The following is a 16,347-nucleotide window of genomic DNA, read 5'->3' on the forward strand; positions in this document are numbered from 1 at the left end:
ATAGATTTCGCGTAGGGGCACGGCAGTGCCGTGCCCTTACTAACTTGTGTATACACGGTAGTACTAAGGGGAGGGGCGGTTTTGGCTCCCTACTTCCCACTCCCCGTTCCCGATTTAATTAAGGCGAATGATTGCACCTCTGACTGTAATGTTACCGTTGGCGGTAATGTCTATATTGCCAACAGCATCTAATGAAAGATTACCTTTTGATTTCACTGAAACAGATTTACTTGCGTCGCTCATTTCGATTGAATGACCACCTGTGGTTTCAATGGTAATAGATTTTCTTCCATCGTCCATTTTGATTGTATGACCGCCGGCGGTTTTAATTTCGATATGGCGATCGCTATCATTGAGATACATTTTGTGACCGGCTTGAGTTTCTGTGCGAATACCTGTTTTACTGCTGGCTTTATCTTCTTCGACGAACTGTAAAACATGACCAACACGAGTTTTAATGGTGCGTAATCTGACACCCTTGCTGCCAACTGAGTCATCTACTTTTTCTGGTGGTGCGTCTTTACCATTCCATACGCCACCAATGACGTAGGGACGGTGGATATCGCCATGTTCAAAACCGACTAATACTTCATCGTTTATTTCTGGTAAACAGTCGAAACCTCTGTTTGGCCCTGCTCCCACAGCTACAACTCTCGCCCAGTCGCTTGCATGTTCTTCTGTGAGAGTGGGAAACTTGACTTTTACTCTACCCCATTTCTCTGGGTCTTTATTATCAGTCACGATTCCGACTAATAAAGTCTCAGATGGCTGTAAATGTTTTTTCGTGGATAGAGTTGTGAATAAGTTAGCAGCACGTAAGCCCCGGACGCTGAAATCGGTTTCATAAACCCGCCCGTTGTAGAAATGGCGCGTTTCTGTGACATAATATTCACCATTATACCGAGTGCCTAATTCTTGAAGACGAACCACCCGCCTCGGTCGAATTTCCGGATTCCCGAATGCTTTAGCATCTGCAAAAACAAATTCTCCTCCCAGTTCATCACACAAAGCCTGAGCCATTACATCTGCTTGTTTTTGAGTAGCAACAGGTTTATCTACAACAATCATTTTGGGAGCTTGAAGATTGCGAAATTTATTACTGGTACTACTTCCTAGCTGATTACCTGTCTTAGTTATTTGCTTTTCTTTGTTGGCTGTTGAACTAATCAATTGTTTTTTGGTATAGTCCCAGCCACGTACTTCCACAGAACTCACTTGCTCAGCACTGGTGACACGGGTACTAAATTTACTAATCTCAACTAGCCATTTCAAGGGTAAAGACGCCTGACTTTCTGGTTTGCAAAAATTTATGTTGTCTTCTGTAACAAATAAATCGAAACCAATGCGAGCAGCTCTTTCTTGCAAAAACTCCATATTAGTTTGGTTTTCTTGAAAGACATATTTATGAACTTCGCCACTTTCGTCTATTTTTCCAATATCTATACCTACTTCTTTAACGATTTTTTTTACTATTTGGCTATCAGTTATATTTAAAAAAGAACGATTATAACGCCCCCTGTGAAGACGATGGGAAATATCATAGCCGCGAACAATCATATTAGCTTCAGATTTTTCATTGAAGTGAACTTCCATCCCTGTAATTTCGCCTTCAATCAGGACGTTTCTTTTATCAGTCCTAAAATTTTGATCTTGAGTAGTACTCGATTTGAAACCTAACGTTACTTTATTCCCAATTTTAAAAAGTTCTTGATGTCGCCAAGGTTGATTTTCTGGACGGTTAGATGTAGGAATATAGCTATTATGTATTACCAACGTAAACATTGCTGGTAAATGCAGACTTTCTTCTACGGTTATTTGTAGTAAATCTTTGAGTAATTCAGGAGAAGCGGGGTTTCCTTCTATCTGAACTAAAGGGTCGCTTAAATAAAGGCTTTCGTTAGTCATAAGCTAGAATTTGCGCTTCCAGCGCACCAAAAATGTGACCCAAAATCCAAATTCAAAATTGAAATAATCTAAAATCTAAAATCCTAATTAAGTTGTTTACAACCGGCTATCTTGCTGGCGAGCTGCACCTCTAGAAGCAGATTCTCGTCCTCCGGGAAGGTTATTTTGATTGACTTCTTGCAACTCTATATCTACCATTGCCCTAACTGGTGTGCCATCAGTCAGAAACATATTTAATGTGTAAGTTACTTTCTTAATTACACAATGAAAGTACACCGTTCCCCATGTCAGGATGTAAACAGGTGGACGTTTGTCACCTGCTCCTTTTTTTGTTTCTACACCTTTCTTAATTTTGTCTATATACTTTTCCATCACCGACTCTTTAGTTTCATAAGTATCGAATAACAATTGTTTCAGGGTAAACATGTAGGGTTTAACACCAGAAAAATTAATCTTTGGCAGCAAGTCGGTGCCTCTATTCCCATCATTGCTTTTCCATTCAACCATCCGACTAAAGCTAATTTCTGTCGGATTAAACATCAATTCAATGTCCTCTGCTTCACCGTTATAAGCTACAAGTTTGGCTTTCTCAAGTTGTGGTTTACGCTTTTTGGTAACAATAATTGATGGAGTTGTCATTTGAGTATTTCTCCTATATTTCTTGAATGAAGTTTACCAAGATAAACGACCTGAGTAACCGCCATGACGTTCTCTCTCAATTTCCAAACGTTGGCGTAGTCTGCTATAAATTTCACGGGCTAAAGCTTCAAGTTCAGCCGTATCATCTTTGTTATCTTCTTCCTGTTTTGCAGAACTGCTTTGTACAGTCTCCGTTATTGATTCTGTGTTTTCAGATGTGGGTGCAGTGACTTCTCCACCATCAGCAAAGCCTCTAGGTGCAGGAAGATGTTTAGCAAAAATTTGTGATGATTCTGATGATGTAGAAATATCAGAAAATTCGGAATTTTGATTATTAGATTGACCACCACTAAATAAGCTTGTGAATTCATCATTATTTCCATTGAATAATTCTTGCACACTTGACCATTGAGAAGGTGTATCTGACCGTTGGGAAGGTGTGTTAGCAGTAGAATTTGCTTTTCTAAAAATCAGGGGGGGCGATGAATATTGAGGTGAAGTAACAACTGCATCACTCGTTTTGTTTTCAACAGTACTGAGTTGGGGAGAATTGAGTACCGAAAGTTTTTGTTTTCCAACATTCAACCCCAAGGAAGCAGGAATTAAAGAATTAGATTCTTGAGGTTTGAGTTGTAATGAAGTGTCTGGAAAAGAATCGACTTTAGTCGAACTCTGCCCAGAAGTTGTTTTTTCGGGTTCTTTGGTATTGGGTGGCTGTAAACTTGGAAGAATAATATCGTCTGGTGTACCGCCGGTGTTGATGTGCTGTAGTAGAGGTAGATTTTTCTGTGCATCCCTGGTATTAATGACAAACTCCCCAGGTGTCAGCATTGCAGGTACTGTATCCGAGGGTGCTATCTGCTGTTTATTTTGAATTTGGGAGTCTGTTACTTGACCACCAGTAGCATAACCTTTAGGTGCTGGCAAATTTTGAATGGTGGTATTTTGTTCAACTTCAGGTGGTGTGCTTACCTGATTTTGGAGAAAAGCTGGCTTTTCTGAGATATCTTGGAGATCTGAGGTATCAACAAAGGTTGAAATTTCAGAAGAATTGGCGATCGCACCTAATAATTCTGACTCTACTATTTGTTCATTTTCAGCTATTTTTGGGAAAATGTTCGATGTTTCCCCAACATTTGAGGACACATCGCTAACTTTTGCTGCTTCAATAATCTCTGGCGATATGTTGCTAACTTTTGGTGCTTCAATAATCTCCGGCGATGTGGCGTTGACTACTGGTGATTCAACAATTTCAGGAGAGATGTTGCTAATTTTTGATGCTTGAACAATCTCAGGCGATGTGGCGTTGACTACTGGTGATTCAACAATTTCAGGGGATATGTTGCTAACTTTTGCTGTTTCAACAATCTCAGATGATATTTTGCTTTCAACAATTTCAGGAGAGATATTGCTAACTTTTGCTGCTTGAACAATCTCAGGCGATGTGGCGTTGACTACTGGTGATTCAACAATTTCAGGAGAGATATTGCTAACTTTTGCTGTTTCAACAATCTCAGATGATATTTTGCTTTCAACAATTTCAGGAGATATATTGCTAACTTTTGCTGCTTCAACAATCTCAGGCGATGTGGCGTTGACTACTGGTGATTCTACAATTTCAGGGGATATGTTGCTAACTTTTGCTGCTTCAACAATCTCAGGTGGTGCTAAGATAGGCTGATTTTCTGTAGACTCGCTGATAGTATTCTCAAGATTGTTGTCACGTTGCAGTGAAATTAGATTTGTTCGGACATCTGAGACATTAACCGCCGCAGTAGATTGTGACTCTGAAGTTACTAACTGTTCTTTGTCACTAGATTTTTGTAATAAACTAGATGTCTCTTCAATATTGGCTGAGGTAGGTGTTAATTGAACAGGCGCAGAGGCTAAAGATTTACTCCTAACACTAGAGTCAATTTCTTGTTGTGACTCAATAGGATCTTTTGGAACTAAAATAGGTTCTAGGGTAGCACCGCTGTGTGTCTCTACAGGATTTTCAGTAATTGCTGACGATAAAGGAGCATTTTTTAGAGAACTATCAGCGACAAAATTATCTGTGTGAAAATTACTCGTGGTGTTTTCTGATATTAAATCTGGCTCAATAGTATTATTTGTATTTAGCGATTCTTGTTCCGGTGATGGAGAATTGGGGATTGGTAATATTTCTTTTTTTTGAATTACATTTCTCAGAGAAGGGGTGCTTTGATTTTCAACTTGAGAAGTAAATTCATCGGGTTCAATATCTTGTTGCAGTGGCGTTGGGCTAACTGAGATATCTGGAATATCAATTTTTTGTGATGATGATTGACTAGTTTTAATATCTTGTTGCAGTGGCGTTGGGCTAACTGAGATATCTGGAATATCAACTTTTTGTGATGATTGACTAGTTTCAATATATTGTTGCAGTGGCTTTGGGCTAACTGAGATATCTGGAATATCAACTTTTTGTGATGATGATTGACTAGTTTGAATATCTTGTTGCGGTGGCGTTGGAATGACTTCTGATACTTCAGTTACTACTTGTTGTTGATTATTGTTAAAGTTACTAGGTGAGCTAAATTTTTCCTCGTTATTGTGAGATACAGGAAATTCTCTCGGCGAATTCTCTGCTAATTCACTTGTGTTATCGTTTAATTTTTTATTTTGCTGTAATGGCGAAATATTTTTGGAAATAGTCGGTTCTGCCCTAGATAAACTAGATGGTAACTCAGAAATTACTTGCGATTCTTCCTTGGCTATATTCCTAAACAAAGTTGGTTGATCTTGAACATTAGGCGAAGTAGATGCCGTGATGCTGGGTGTGGTATTACTAATCGACTCATCATCAATTGTAGGATTATCTAAAGCAAGATTATTGTTTTCACGCAGAGGTGCCCAGGTGGGGAGAGAATCGGAAGTTTGAGATTTTAATATATCAATTTCATTTATTTGGGTAATGCTCGGATTTACCTCAGGAGATAGAGGTTCATCTGATGGTATTAAGCTGTTTTGATTATGATTAATAGGAATATTGCTTTTCTCCGCAGCTTGTATGACATTCTTAGCCGCAGATGATTTGACTGATTTTTTAGTGGAAGATTTTGTTTTTGTTTTTGATTGTTGTTGAGATTTATTTGTTTGTTTTGATTTAGATTTAGTTTGATTTTTACTTTTACTTTGTTTTTGAATCTTTATTTCTGGCGAGACATCATTAATTGTATTATTCTCAATGACAGTTGGCAGTCTTTCTGGAATATCGCTTTTGATGACTTCAGTAGGGTTAAAATTATTATTCTCTTCTGAATCTATTGACTCAAAAGGATCAAAATCAATAAATGGAAATCCACTGTTGATATCTGGATTATCCCAGCTATCCCAACCTATTACTGGTTGGATCGATGGTTCTTGGTCACGAGATAATAAAAATTGAGAAGACGTGACTAATGGTGCTTTGGTTTGTCTAGGACTGATAAAATTACTTCGTGAATGCAGAAAATCCGACTCTTTTCTTAAGACTAGTCTGTGAGTATTAGATAAAGATGATATTACACCAAGTGGATGAATATTGTTTCCTAATAGAGGTTGAATGACTTGCATAGTTATAGTGGGAAAATAGTCAATTAACTAGAAACGAAATATCCTGTTTTGTCATTTCGTTGTACAGAATTGCCTCCTCCTGTAGTTCTGGCAACTTTTAAGCCTTCATAAGCTAAAGTTAATTCCTCAATGGCAACTGCTTTACCATCGGCTTGGAGTGCAGGTGTTTTCCAGGTTACTGGAATAGCACCAATCAAAGTCCAACTCATCATTGTTTCACCGGCTTGATTAAAAATCAGAATATTGACATTCCGTCGGGATGTTATATCTTGTTCATCAAAAACTGCATTTATCCAGTTCCAAAAACCTGGATGGTTGGTAACTCCACGTTTAAGAGTTACGTCTGCAAATTCTGTATGACCTAAATAAATTCTCTGCTGGTCGTTGACACCACCTTCTTGAAAAACGTTTTTCTTAATTTGAACACTCAAGCCTGTACATTCAGTAAAAGATGCAGCAATAGAACTATCTATTTCTATGTAAAAACGATTACTAGTGACATAATTTAATTCGTGAGTTACGTTGCCGTTATTACCATTTCCAGCCATTAAAACCACCTTTGAGAACTATAATTACCTATTCTTTCGCGCTGCGATCGCAAATCTTCTTGCAAAAGTTTATACACCTGCTCTGTGAGATCGTTCAGCAGCAGTGAATCGTTGAGGTATTTACTTGCCGTTTGAGCGACTTTGCCGGCATCAGAACTCACTGAAACCCCAGCGTATCCAGCAGTACCGCCAACGTCTCCATTAAATGTGAACAAAGTTTGTTGTTGACTTGAGTCCATAAATAAAAAAACTCTCCTAGAATCCAGGCTAAAGGTAGTGCATCAGAATCAAAAGTAGCCAAAAGTCGAACTTGATTTCGCATTGATTTCACAGTTGCGATTAATTGTCTTGGAAGTGCGATCGCACTAAACTAGATATTGGTATCAGCAAAATATTCATCTACCAACTGGTTGGGCATCAGAAAAAAATGAAAGAATGCATCATTCAGCCCAAAAAAACTACCACAGATTCCTTCTCAATACCTGCACTCAGACAAACAACCCGCGGTTTTGGTTCACAGTCCTCTGGTGGTTCATCCCAAGCAGCGCTAAATACACCTCTAGGACACGACATTAGTCGAATACCACTGCATCGTCCCCAAACCAAACTCACGGTTAATCAGCCAGGAGATATTTACGAGCAACAAGCTGATAGAATGGCGCAGGAGGTAGTGGGAAGATTGGCAGAACCTGGAAATCCTTCGTCTATCCAGCGCCAACAAATGCCCCAAGAGGAAGAATTACAAATGAAACCTCTGGCAAGTTCCATCACACCTGTGATGCAACGGCAAGAAATACCAGAGGAAGAAGAAGAAGAATTACAAATGAAATCTCTCGATACTAGCACACTGCAACGAGAGTCCGTGCCAGAGGAAGAAGAAGAATTACAAATGAAATCTCCTTTTGCAATTCAGAGAAGCAGTCAATCTGAAGATATGAACCTGGATGAGGAGGAAGAAGAGGAAGATGAAGATCCGGACGAAGGCCGGACTGTGGCCGAAGTGATTATTGATATTATTGATCAGGCTGAACTTGCAGAGGAAGCACAGTCTCTGGGAGTAGATGCCGAAAATTATAAAAGCCTGATCATCGACCTGACAACACAGATGATCAGAGATAGCCTTACCTCTGACCAGAATTATGGCGGGATAACTTACCTGCAAAGGCCGCTTGAATATTCTTCCTGTTATCCTGCTGCTGATCGTTTGGCAGAATTATTAAGACTAAATAATCAGGCTCTGAATGCCGATATATATAATGGCCAGAATCAGCAAGATCTGGCCGCGTTTGTGAACGACCTGACTGATGATATCCGAGCGAGTGCCGATGATAATGTAATTTACAATATTGCCTGTTCTTATCACGGTTTTGCCATAATTATCCGCAATGGTCAAGCAGAGCATCTTCAGGCATTTGCCAATGAAAATTCACTTCTGGAGAGCGTCAGGGGACAAAGAACCTACACCATTGATAATCTTTGTACTCATCTGACCGGTATGGTCGCTGTTCAGGCAAATACCAGGAAAGCGGCTGCGGCAAAAATGGGATTTAATCATGTTGGAATTGGTTTGGGTGCTAACGTTTTTCCGAATATCAGATTCGATTGGGCATGTTACCAGATGGCTGATGGAACTGAACTCAGAGACGCAATCCAGCAGAAGGTTGATGACAACAGGGCTGTACTCCAGGATCGCTATCCGGCAGCGAATGCAGCACGCGACAGGCTTATACAACAGGCTATGGCGCAATTAAACAGGGGCAGAAGAGGACGTCGCCGCGAAGAAGCAAGAGGGGCGGTTGTACGGGGAGGTGGAGTACGGGAGGGACGTGGCGGAAGAGGCAGAGGTACCCGCCGATAGAGTAAAATTACTCACGAAGTGAAATACAGTGCGATCGCACTAAACTAGATATTAGTATCAGCAAAATATTCATCTACCTACTGCTTGGGCATCAGAAAAAAAATGAAAGAACGCATAATTCAGCCCAAAAAAACTACCACAGATTCCTTCTCAATACCTGCACTCAGACAGCCAACGCGCGGTTTTGGTTCACAGTCCTCTGGTGCTTCATCCCAAGCAGCGCTAAATACACCTCTAGGACACGACATTAGTCGAATACCACTGCACCGTCCCCAAACCAAACTCACGGTTAATCAGCCAGGAGATATTTACGAGCAACAAGCTGATGCAATGGCGCAGCAGGTCGTGGGAAGATTGGGAGAACTTGGAAATCGTCCGCCTATCCAGCGCGAACAAATGCCCCAAGAGGAAGAATTACAAATGAAACCTCTGGCAAGTTCCATCACACCTGTGATGCAACGGCAAGAAATACCAGAGGAAGAAGAAGAAGAATTACAAATGAAATCTCTCGACACTAGCACGCTACAACGAGAGTCCCTGCCAGAGGAAGAAGAAGAAGAATTACAAATGAAATCCCTCGACACTAGCACGCTACAGCGGGAGTCTCTGCCAGAGGAAGAGGAAGAAGAATTACAAATGAAATCTCTCGACACTAGCACACTACAACGAGAGTCTCTGCCAGAGGAAGAGGAAGAAGAATTACAAATGAAATCTCTCGACACTAGCACACTACAACGAGAGTCTCTGCCAGAGGAAGAGGAAGAAGAATTACAAATGAAATCTCTCGACACTAGCACACTACAACGAGAGTCTCTGCCAGAGGAAGAGGAAGAAGAATTACAAATGAAATCTCTCGACAACAGCACACTACAACGAGAGTCTCTGCCAGAGGAAGAGGAAGAAGAATTACAAATGAAATCTCTCGACACTAGCACACTACAGCGAGAGTCTCTGCCAGAGGAAGAGGAAGAGTTACAGATGAAGCCGATGGTGCAGCGTCAGGCTAAAGGTGGGATGGCTGCTAACCCAGACTTGGAAGCATCTATTAACCAAGCAAGGGGTAGTGGACAGCCGATGGCAGACAACATCCGCGAACCGATGGAACAGGCGTTTGGCGCAGATTTCAGTGGGGTGAAGGTTCACACTGATGGTCAATCAGATGAGTTGAATCAGTCAATTCAGGCGCGTGCTTTCACGACGGGACAGGATGTGTTCTTTCGGCAGGGGGAATATAATCCTGGGAGTCGGGGCGGACAGGAGTTGTTGGCGCATGAGTTGACTCATGTTGTGCAGCAGAATGGGGAGGCGGTGCAGCGATCATCGCAGCTTACAGACACCTCATCACCGCCAACGATGGAAATTAGTAAGCAAGTCAAACCGGCAATACAGCGCATAACGGAAGAAGACGCTCATCAAGCAGTATTCACCTTTGGTCCAAGAGCGCAAGCCCACGATTACACAGCACAACAGCTTAAAACAATTATTCAACACAGGTACAACGAGATCCAAGAAGGTGAACAGCAATTTATGCTACTGGGCGATGGATTTGAAAACAACAACAGATTATATGGACAAATAATTTACAATTGCACCCAGGAAAATGGAATCCACCACATTCGTATAACCCACGCACACGGGCGTGGGAGGATGGGATAATTCTAAAAGAGAAAAAGCAACTTGATTTTGCATTGATTTTAGACTTTTGATTAATTGTGGGGGAAGTGCGATCGCCCTACTCTAGATACCTGTATGAGTAAAATCATGATCCACCCTACTGCTCGGCGGGCATCAGGAGAAGCAAATGAGAGAACGCGTAGCCAAGCCCAAAAAAGCTAGCAGTAGTTCCTTCTCAATACCTAAACTCAGACAACCGAAGCGCGGTTTTGGTGTAAACTCCTCTGGCCAAACAACTGCCGATTTGCCATCCCTCAACAAACCTCTAACACACGACATTAGTCGAATATCGCTACACCCACAAACAAAACTCACAGTTAATCAGCCGGAAGATGTTGAGGAACAAGAAGTTGAGACCGTAGCACCACAGGTGATGCAGGGAATGAATGAGCCTGAAAATCACCAACTTGTGCAACGGGAAGAACTGTCAGAAGAAGAAGAGGAACGGACGGGGGCAGAATTTCAATCTCAGGAATTAAAGGAAGAAGAATTACAAATGAAGCCTCTTGATTCTTCTCCCCAGGCAGTTACTCAGGAGCAATCCCTAAACGAACCACTCACCCACGACATTAGTCGAATGTCACTGCGCGTGCAGACAAAACTCACAATTAATCAGCCAGGAGACATTTACGAACAGCAAGCTGATACAGTAGCACGCCAGGTGATGCAGAAAATAAGTCAGCCTCGAAATCAGCAGTTTATCCAACGCGAGGCTTTGCCAGAGACTGAATTACAAAGGAAATTTCTAGTTGGTTCTGCCATTCCTCTAGTACAGCGCCAGGGTGGTCGTGTGGTAAGCACATCTGGCCTCGAAACTTCTATCCAACAGGCACGCCAAAATGGGCAGCCACTCTCAAACGATATCCGCCAACCAATGGAAGAAGCCTTTGGCGCTGACTTCAACGGCGTCAAAATCCACACAGATAGCCGCTCTCACGAACTCAACCAAACTATCCAAGCTCGTGCTTTCACCACAGGACAGGATATTTTCTTTCGTCAAGGAGAATACAATCCGGGGAGTTATCAAGGCAAGGAATTACTTGCTCATGAATTAACTCACGTTGTCCAACAAAATGGCCAGACTATTGGGCGGCAAACAGACCCATCGGCAACAGCAGATATAGATATTCAGCGGCTTTGTTGCTCAGAATGTGGGCAGGAAGAGGAGCTTTTACAAGCTAAAGAACTTCCCGACCGCACCATCCAACTTGCTCCTGATGTAAATACTCAAGTTTCTCAACTAATCACAGAGCAGAATGCTACTGAAGTTGAGAATGATATACGTCAGAAACTTGATAACAATCGCGCAACACAAGCAAGTCTGGGCGTTCAATCTCCCGTTGCGGCCGGAACAACAGAACCACCACCTGACGAAAACCCCGAAACACAACCTGAATCTCAAAAAAAGGCGGAAAGCGATTCCGTTGAAATGGCTGCACCCCAAGATGAATCTTCACCAGCAGTTGAAACTCAAGCAGACAAGCCTAAAGATGATGTCGAGTCACAGGCTAAGGCTGCCAGCCCGGAAAACACCGCAGATAAAGGTGGTGATGTCAAGGGTGAAGGCAAAGAAAAGTTACCCGAATCACAGGTAGCTCAAGCAGGCATCGCTGAAGCTGTCAGTTCCCAAAAGAAAGATGTCGAAAACAAAGAAAAGGCACCTGAATCGCAAGCGGTAGGAGCAGCTGAGGCTGGTAAAGCTGTCAATCCGGAAACGAAAGCAACTCAAGGTGGAGAAAATGCACAACAAGCTGCTGCTGTCAAGGGTGAAGGGTTAGAAAAATTACCTCCACAGGCTAATAACCCAAATCCCGAAAGCATGGCGCAAGCCGTCACCCCGGAAACTGTGGCAGAGAAAGAACAAGCCAAAACGGCAGTTGTGGCAGCACAAGCCCAGCAAAATGCTCTAAATGCTCAAACTTCCCAATTAGCGGCAACAGGAGTTAATTTTGCACCTCCTGAACAGGAAGAGACGGCGGAAGGAGAACAGCAAAAAGCTGAGGCGATGAATATCACAAATAGCTTTTTGGCTGAAGCGGCTTTGCGAGTGCAGACAATTACCCAGTTGGGGCAAGGAATTGAGGCGCGTATCCAAGGTTCAACTGAAAATGCTAAAGCCTCTGTAATGGCAGCAGTTGAGCAACAAAAGGCAACTGTTACAGCCCAAATTGCCCAGCAGCGCGAGCAAGTGCAAAGTGAAGGACAAGCGACCATAGCCCAAATTCAGGCACAATATCAGGCAGCAGCAGCCACAACTTCCTCCACAACTGCCACAGAACGTCAAAAAGTTGCAACAGAATATACAACGTCTCTCCAGAAAGTAGATGAAAGTGAAAGCAGCCAGCTAGCTAAGATTGAGGAATTTTATACCCAAGCAAAAGAGAAATACCGTGCTGCTGGCACCAAAGTCGGAGACGAAGCGATCGCCTTTGGTGAACAAAAGGCCACGGAATGGGAAGCTCAACTTACTGGTAAAGATGATAACTTCTGGGATGGGCCACTTACAGATAACCGACTCAAGGCCAGGGCAAAAGCAGCCAGAGAAGTCGCACAACAATACAAAAACGGTTTAGTTGATGAAGGCAATAAACAAGCTGATAGCGTCGATCAAGGCAAACCGAAGGATATTGAAGGAATCCATAACATTGCTAATGAGTCTCGCCAACAACTCCAAACTCTGCAACAACAAACTCTAGACAATTTAAACTCCGTTGAGCAGCAAGTTTTGTCTCAACTCTCAGAAGCACAAACTCAGTTGACTCAAACGGCTAACCAAACTCTGCAATCTACATTACAGACTTTAGACCAACAGCAAACTGCTCAATTACAACTGTTGGAAGTTTACGGTCAAGGGCAAGTATCGGCAATTGAACGGGATGCCCAAAAGGCGATCGCTTCTATCCAAGATGGCATCAACCAAGCTGCTACCAGTCTGCAAACTGCCATCCAAGATACCCAAGCCCAACTCCAGGGAATGCCAGCGCCAAATCCACAGGAGTTGAGTGTCACTTTAGCAGAAATTTTGGCGCAGTTTGATAACTCTGTGGCTCAAGTCCAACAGCAAACCGAACAGGGGATTGCAGCATCAGAACAAGGTATTGCCCAAGGAGGACAGCAAGCCGTTACGGCGGTAAATGGTATTGCCCAAAGTGGGCTGGAAGAGTCTGCTGGTGTTTCTCAAGAAGCCAAGACTACCTTAACTAATCTCAATCAAGGCGCTACAGACACCTTCAATGAAATTCAGCAAGCCTTCACAACCACAGTCACAACTACCAGCGAAACAGCTGTTACAGCTTTTGGTGAAGTCGCGCAAGGAATTCAAAGTGCTTTTGACCAGAGTAACCAAAACATGGAGGCTAACTTCCAAAAGAGTGTCACTGACTTGGAAGAAGGGTTACGTGGTTCAATACAAGGAGACAAACAGCCAAATCTCGACTCAGATATCCAAAAATACGCCCAAGAAGCAGCAGATAAAGAAGAACCGCGCTGGAAAACAGTGCTGAAGGTTTTGTTAGTCATTGCTGTAATTGTTGTCGCAATTATCGTTGCGCCAGCAGTAATTGGGGCAGTGGGTGCCTTAGCTGGGGCATTGGGAGCAGGTGCAGCCGCAGGAGCCATCGGTACAATCGTTGGTGGGGCGATCGTTGGGGCTGTGGCTGGTGCTGTGATTCAGATTGGTAACAATGCGATCGACGGCAAGAACCTGCTGGACGGCGTGGGTAAAGCTGCCTTAGCTGGGGCGATCGGTGGTGCTTTGGGTGGTGCTGGTGGTCTGTTAGGTAACGCCTTGGCTCAAGCGGGTAGACTGGGTGCAGGGCTGACTCAATCGTTCTTGAAGTTTGGCATTGATGTTGCCTTTGATATTGCTGGTGGTATTTTTGGCAACTTAGCAACAGGAGAACCCATCACTTTAGAAGCAGTTCTCATTGGTGCGGCGATCGGTGGAGCTGTGCAGATTTCTACAGCTAATCTGGGTAGACTCGGTAAATTTGGTCGCGGTATTGAGGGTATGCAAACCAGTACATTCCAAGCTGGAGAGCGGTTTGGTTCTTCCCTGGGAGATGGAATTAGAACGGGCTTTGGCGGGAAAGTTGATACGCCGGCGATCGGTAGTCCTGATGTGGATGTGCCGAATGTTCAGCGCCCTGATACAGGGGTGCGATCGCCTGAAACTGAAGTCACAGATCCTCAGTCTACGGTAAGATCGCCCGAAGCCGAAACATCCACCGGACGCGGTGTGCAGGTAGATGAACCAGATGCTCAGGTTGGAGGAGTTCCTAAAGATACAACAACAGAATCGCCTGCAACGAAATCCCCAGGTGAACAAGAACAAAATCCGGCAACTACAGACAAAAATCAAGATGTTGTTCGCATTATTCGCCAGGATAACGATTTTGCCAGCCTAGTTAATCACAAAGGTAAAGCAAAATCTCATGTTGTTGAAGATGGTTCCCTGATTCCGGCGAATCCTAATGGAAAAGCAACTCCTCTAGAACACGTTTATGGTAGCGATCCCGCAAAAGGAGACAGTCCCTACACCTCCTTCCTGACAGAAAGTGGTGGTGTTGCCAAGACATACGGCGGTTCAGAAGTCGAACTCGATTTACCAAAATTACGAGCAGACATTGAATCAGGCAATCTCAAGAATGTTGAGGTATTAACCCCTGAGCAGATTTCCAAGATGATTACGGATGAAATTTCTCAAATCGCTACAACTGTTAAAAAAGATATAGATGTCGATGCTGCTGTTGCCAACGGCCCCCAAGGTATTCCTGATTATGTCGCTTCCCTGGGTATCAGTAAAGGACAATCTAGCAAACTTAGCCGTAGGTTGCTGGCATACTACAACACAACACGCGATGGTGAGTACCTCATTAAAGGTACTATTCCGGCAGAGTATCTTAAAGGGCCTTATTCAACTAAAGTTGGCGGTAGCGATACTGAGGTGAAACCGCCTCAGGCAGAAGGCAGTACCCCGGAAACGACGATGAAACCGCCTGAAAGTGGATCTGCTTCGGGGAACAATACCCGACCTGATGCAGATACAGGTGCATCTCAAGGTTTGAAATCAGATAGCGAACTGCCAATGTCGCCCAAAGAACAGGAGGTTCTTCAGAACACTGCTGCAAAGGAAGGTAGCCAATTAACATCAGAAGAGCTGAATACAGAACTTGCAGTGGCAGGAAAAGCTGAACCGAAGGCGATCGATGAGGGAGAATTTGTAGAAGAAATTAAACTGCCCAACGACCACGAATGGAAGCAAAAAGAAGATGGGACATGGTGCCGCTTTTCCCCTAGCCCTGGCACTTGTATGCCACCGGGAGTAGTACCGCATGGAAGGCATCAAATTGAGACATACGATAAATACAAACCAGACAGCAAGAATCAAGGAAAATATAAAGATATAGATCCTGCCACAGGTTTCCGTCAGCGGCCATCAGCTGTAGGTCCGGTAAAACTTGAATTGGAAGAAGTTCCTTCGCTAAAATACGACAAAATTAAACGACCAGTACGTGTGTTTGGAATTGTAGATCCAACAGTGACTAAAGGGCGTCCAAATGCTCCAGAGCCGATATCTGATGTTCGGGTGAGTCAAGCTGAAAGTGGTAGGCCAAAAGTAGGTAGTTCAGGAGAAAATGCACGCAATGAAGGAATTGTAGATGCACAAAAGGGACATGTAATGGCTTTGGAATTAGGAGGCCCAGATATCCCAGAAAACATAGTACCGCAGTGGGGTAATTGGCAAGGAAATGGAGAGTGGAGAAAAATGGAAAAGGAAGTAGAGCAATTAGCTAGAGAAATTAAAGGTAAAAATGGAAATTCTTTGCTCTTTGAAGCCAATATAAATTACAAACAATACGAAGATATTAGTTTAGCAAATATTAAAAATGTAGGTTTCCCGAAAGGATTTGAGGTAAAAGCGATCGAAGTAGATGCAGCTGGTAATCCAGTACAAGGAGGAATTCAAAAAGATTGGAGTTTCGATCAGTCTCAAGACATTACCGACGATATGATGGCCATGAGAACCTTTGGAAAGACAGATGACATGAGCATATATGATGATTGGAATCCCAAGGCTAAAAAAGGAAAAGGTGCATGGAAGGACAAAAAACCAGATCCCAGGTACAGACCTTATTAAATTGTGTA

General features: G+C 43.1%; 8 protein-coding genes. 3 read left to right on the plus strand and 5 right to left on the minus strand.

Annotation, left to right across the window (positions count from 1 at the left end; genetic code table 11):
• Positions 1-114: 114 nt before the first annotated feature.
• From IQ276_RS23305 to IQ276_RS23325, 5 genes are all read right to left on the minus strand, one after another.
• A complete protein-coding gene (locus IQ276_RS23305) occupies positions 115-1,905 on the minus strand; it encodes a VgrG-related protein (protein WP_193919118.1) in 1,791 nt (596 codons plus the stop codon).
• A gap of 96 nt (positions 1,906-2,001) precedes the next feature.
• Positions 2,002-2,544 carry a CIS tube protein gene (locus IQ276_RS23310; RefSeq protein ID WP_193919120.1) on the minus strand — a complete coding sequence of 181 codons (543 nt, stop codon included), beginning with the start codon at positions 2,542-2,544 and terminating at the stop codon, positions 2,002-2,004.
• Between the two features lie 33 nt (positions 2,545-2,577).
• Positions 2,578-6,120, minus strand: a complete 3,543-nt coding sequence (locus tag IQ276_RS23315) for a hypothetical protein (RefSeq protein WP_235115900.1) — start codon at positions 6,118-6,120, stop codon at positions 2,578-2,580.
• A 23-nt stretch (positions 6,121-6,143) separates the two neighbouring features.
• The gene (locus tag IQ276_RS23320; protein ID WP_193919124.1) at positions 6,144-6,668 is read right to left on the minus strand and encodes a phage tail protein; all 525 of its coding nucleotides are present in this window, start codon (positions 6,666-6,668) and stop codon (positions 6,144-6,146) included.
• A complete protein-coding gene (locus tag IQ276_RS23325) occupies positions 6,668-6,907 on the minus strand; it encodes a hypothetical protein (RefSeq protein ID WP_190876339.1) in 240 nt (79 codons plus the stop codon). The genes IQ276_RS23320 and IQ276_RS23325 overlap by 1 nt, the downstream gene beginning before the upstream one ends.
• Positions 6,908-7,095: 188 nt before the next feature.
• On the opposite strand from IQ276_RS23325, the gene IQ276_RS23330 reads away from it, so the two are divergent.
• The 3 genes from IQ276_RS23330 to IQ276_RS23340 all read left to right on the plus strand — a co-directional run bounded on the left by IQ276_RS23330 (position 7,096) and on the right by IQ276_RS23340 (position 16,339).
• The gene (locus IQ276_RS23330) at positions 7,096-8,526 is read left to right on the plus strand and encodes a hypothetical protein (RefSeq protein ID WP_193919125.1); all 1,431 of its coding nucleotides are present in this window, start codon (positions 7,096-7,098) and stop codon (positions 8,524-8,526) included.
• A gap of 102 nt (positions 8,527-8,628) precedes the next feature.
• A complete protein-coding gene (locus IQ276_RS23335; protein ID WP_235115901.1) occupies positions 8,629-10,182 on the plus strand; it encodes an eCIS core domain-containing protein in 1,554 nt (517 codons plus the stop codon).
• A gap of 145 nt (positions 10,183-10,327) precedes the next feature.
• Positions 10,328-16,339 carry an eCIS core domain-containing protein gene (locus tag IQ276_RS23340; protein WP_193919368.1) on the plus strand — a complete coding sequence of 2,004 codons (6,012 nt, stop codon included), beginning with the start codon at positions 10,328-10,330 and terminating at the stop codon, positions 16,337-16,339.
• The last annotated feature ends 8 nt before the right edge of the window (positions 16,340-16,347 follow it).

The sequence above is a fragment of the Desmonostoc muscorum LEGE 12446 genome (assembly GCF_015207005.2).
GTDB classification, from domain to species: domain Bacteria; phylum Cyanobacteriota; class Cyanobacteriia; order Cyanobacteriales; family Nostocaceae; genus Nostoc; species Nostoc muscorum.

What these genes read in the sequence shown, in the direction of transcription:
- IQ276_RS23305 (WP_193919118.1), bottom strand. Translation starts at nt 1,905, where the DNA reads ATGACTAACGAAAGCCTTTATTTAAGCGACCCTTTAGTTCAGATAGAA.
- IQ276_RS23310 (WP_193919120.1), bottom strand. Translation starts at nt 2,544, where the DNA reads ATGACAACTCCATCAATTATTGTTACCAAAAAGCGTAAACCACAACTT.
- IQ276_RS23325 (WP_190876339.1), bottom strand. Translation starts at nt 6,907, where the DNA reads ATGGACTCAAGTCAACAACAAACTTTGTTCACATTTAATGGAGACGTT.
- IQ276_RS23335 (WP_235115901.1), top strand. Translation starts at nt 8,629, where the DNA reads ATGAAAGAACGCATAATTCAGCCCAAAAAAACTACCACAGATTCCTTC.
- IQ276_RS23315 (WP_235115900.1), bottom strand. Translation starts at nt 6,120, where the DNA reads ATGCAAGTCATTCAACCTCTATTAGGAAACAATATTCATCCACTTGGT.
- IQ276_RS23330 (WP_193919125.1), top strand. Translation starts at nt 7,096, where the DNA reads ATGAAAGAATGCATCATTCAGCCCAAAAAAACTACCACAGATTCCTTC.
- IQ276_RS23320 (WP_193919124.1), bottom strand. Translation starts at nt 6,668, where the DNA reads ATGGCTGGAAATGGTAATAACGGCAACGTAACTCACGAATTAAATTAT.
- IQ276_RS23340 (WP_193919368.1), top strand. Translation starts at nt 10,328, where the DNA reads ATGAGAGAACGCGTAGCCAAGCCCAAAAAAGCTAGCAGTAGTTCCTTC.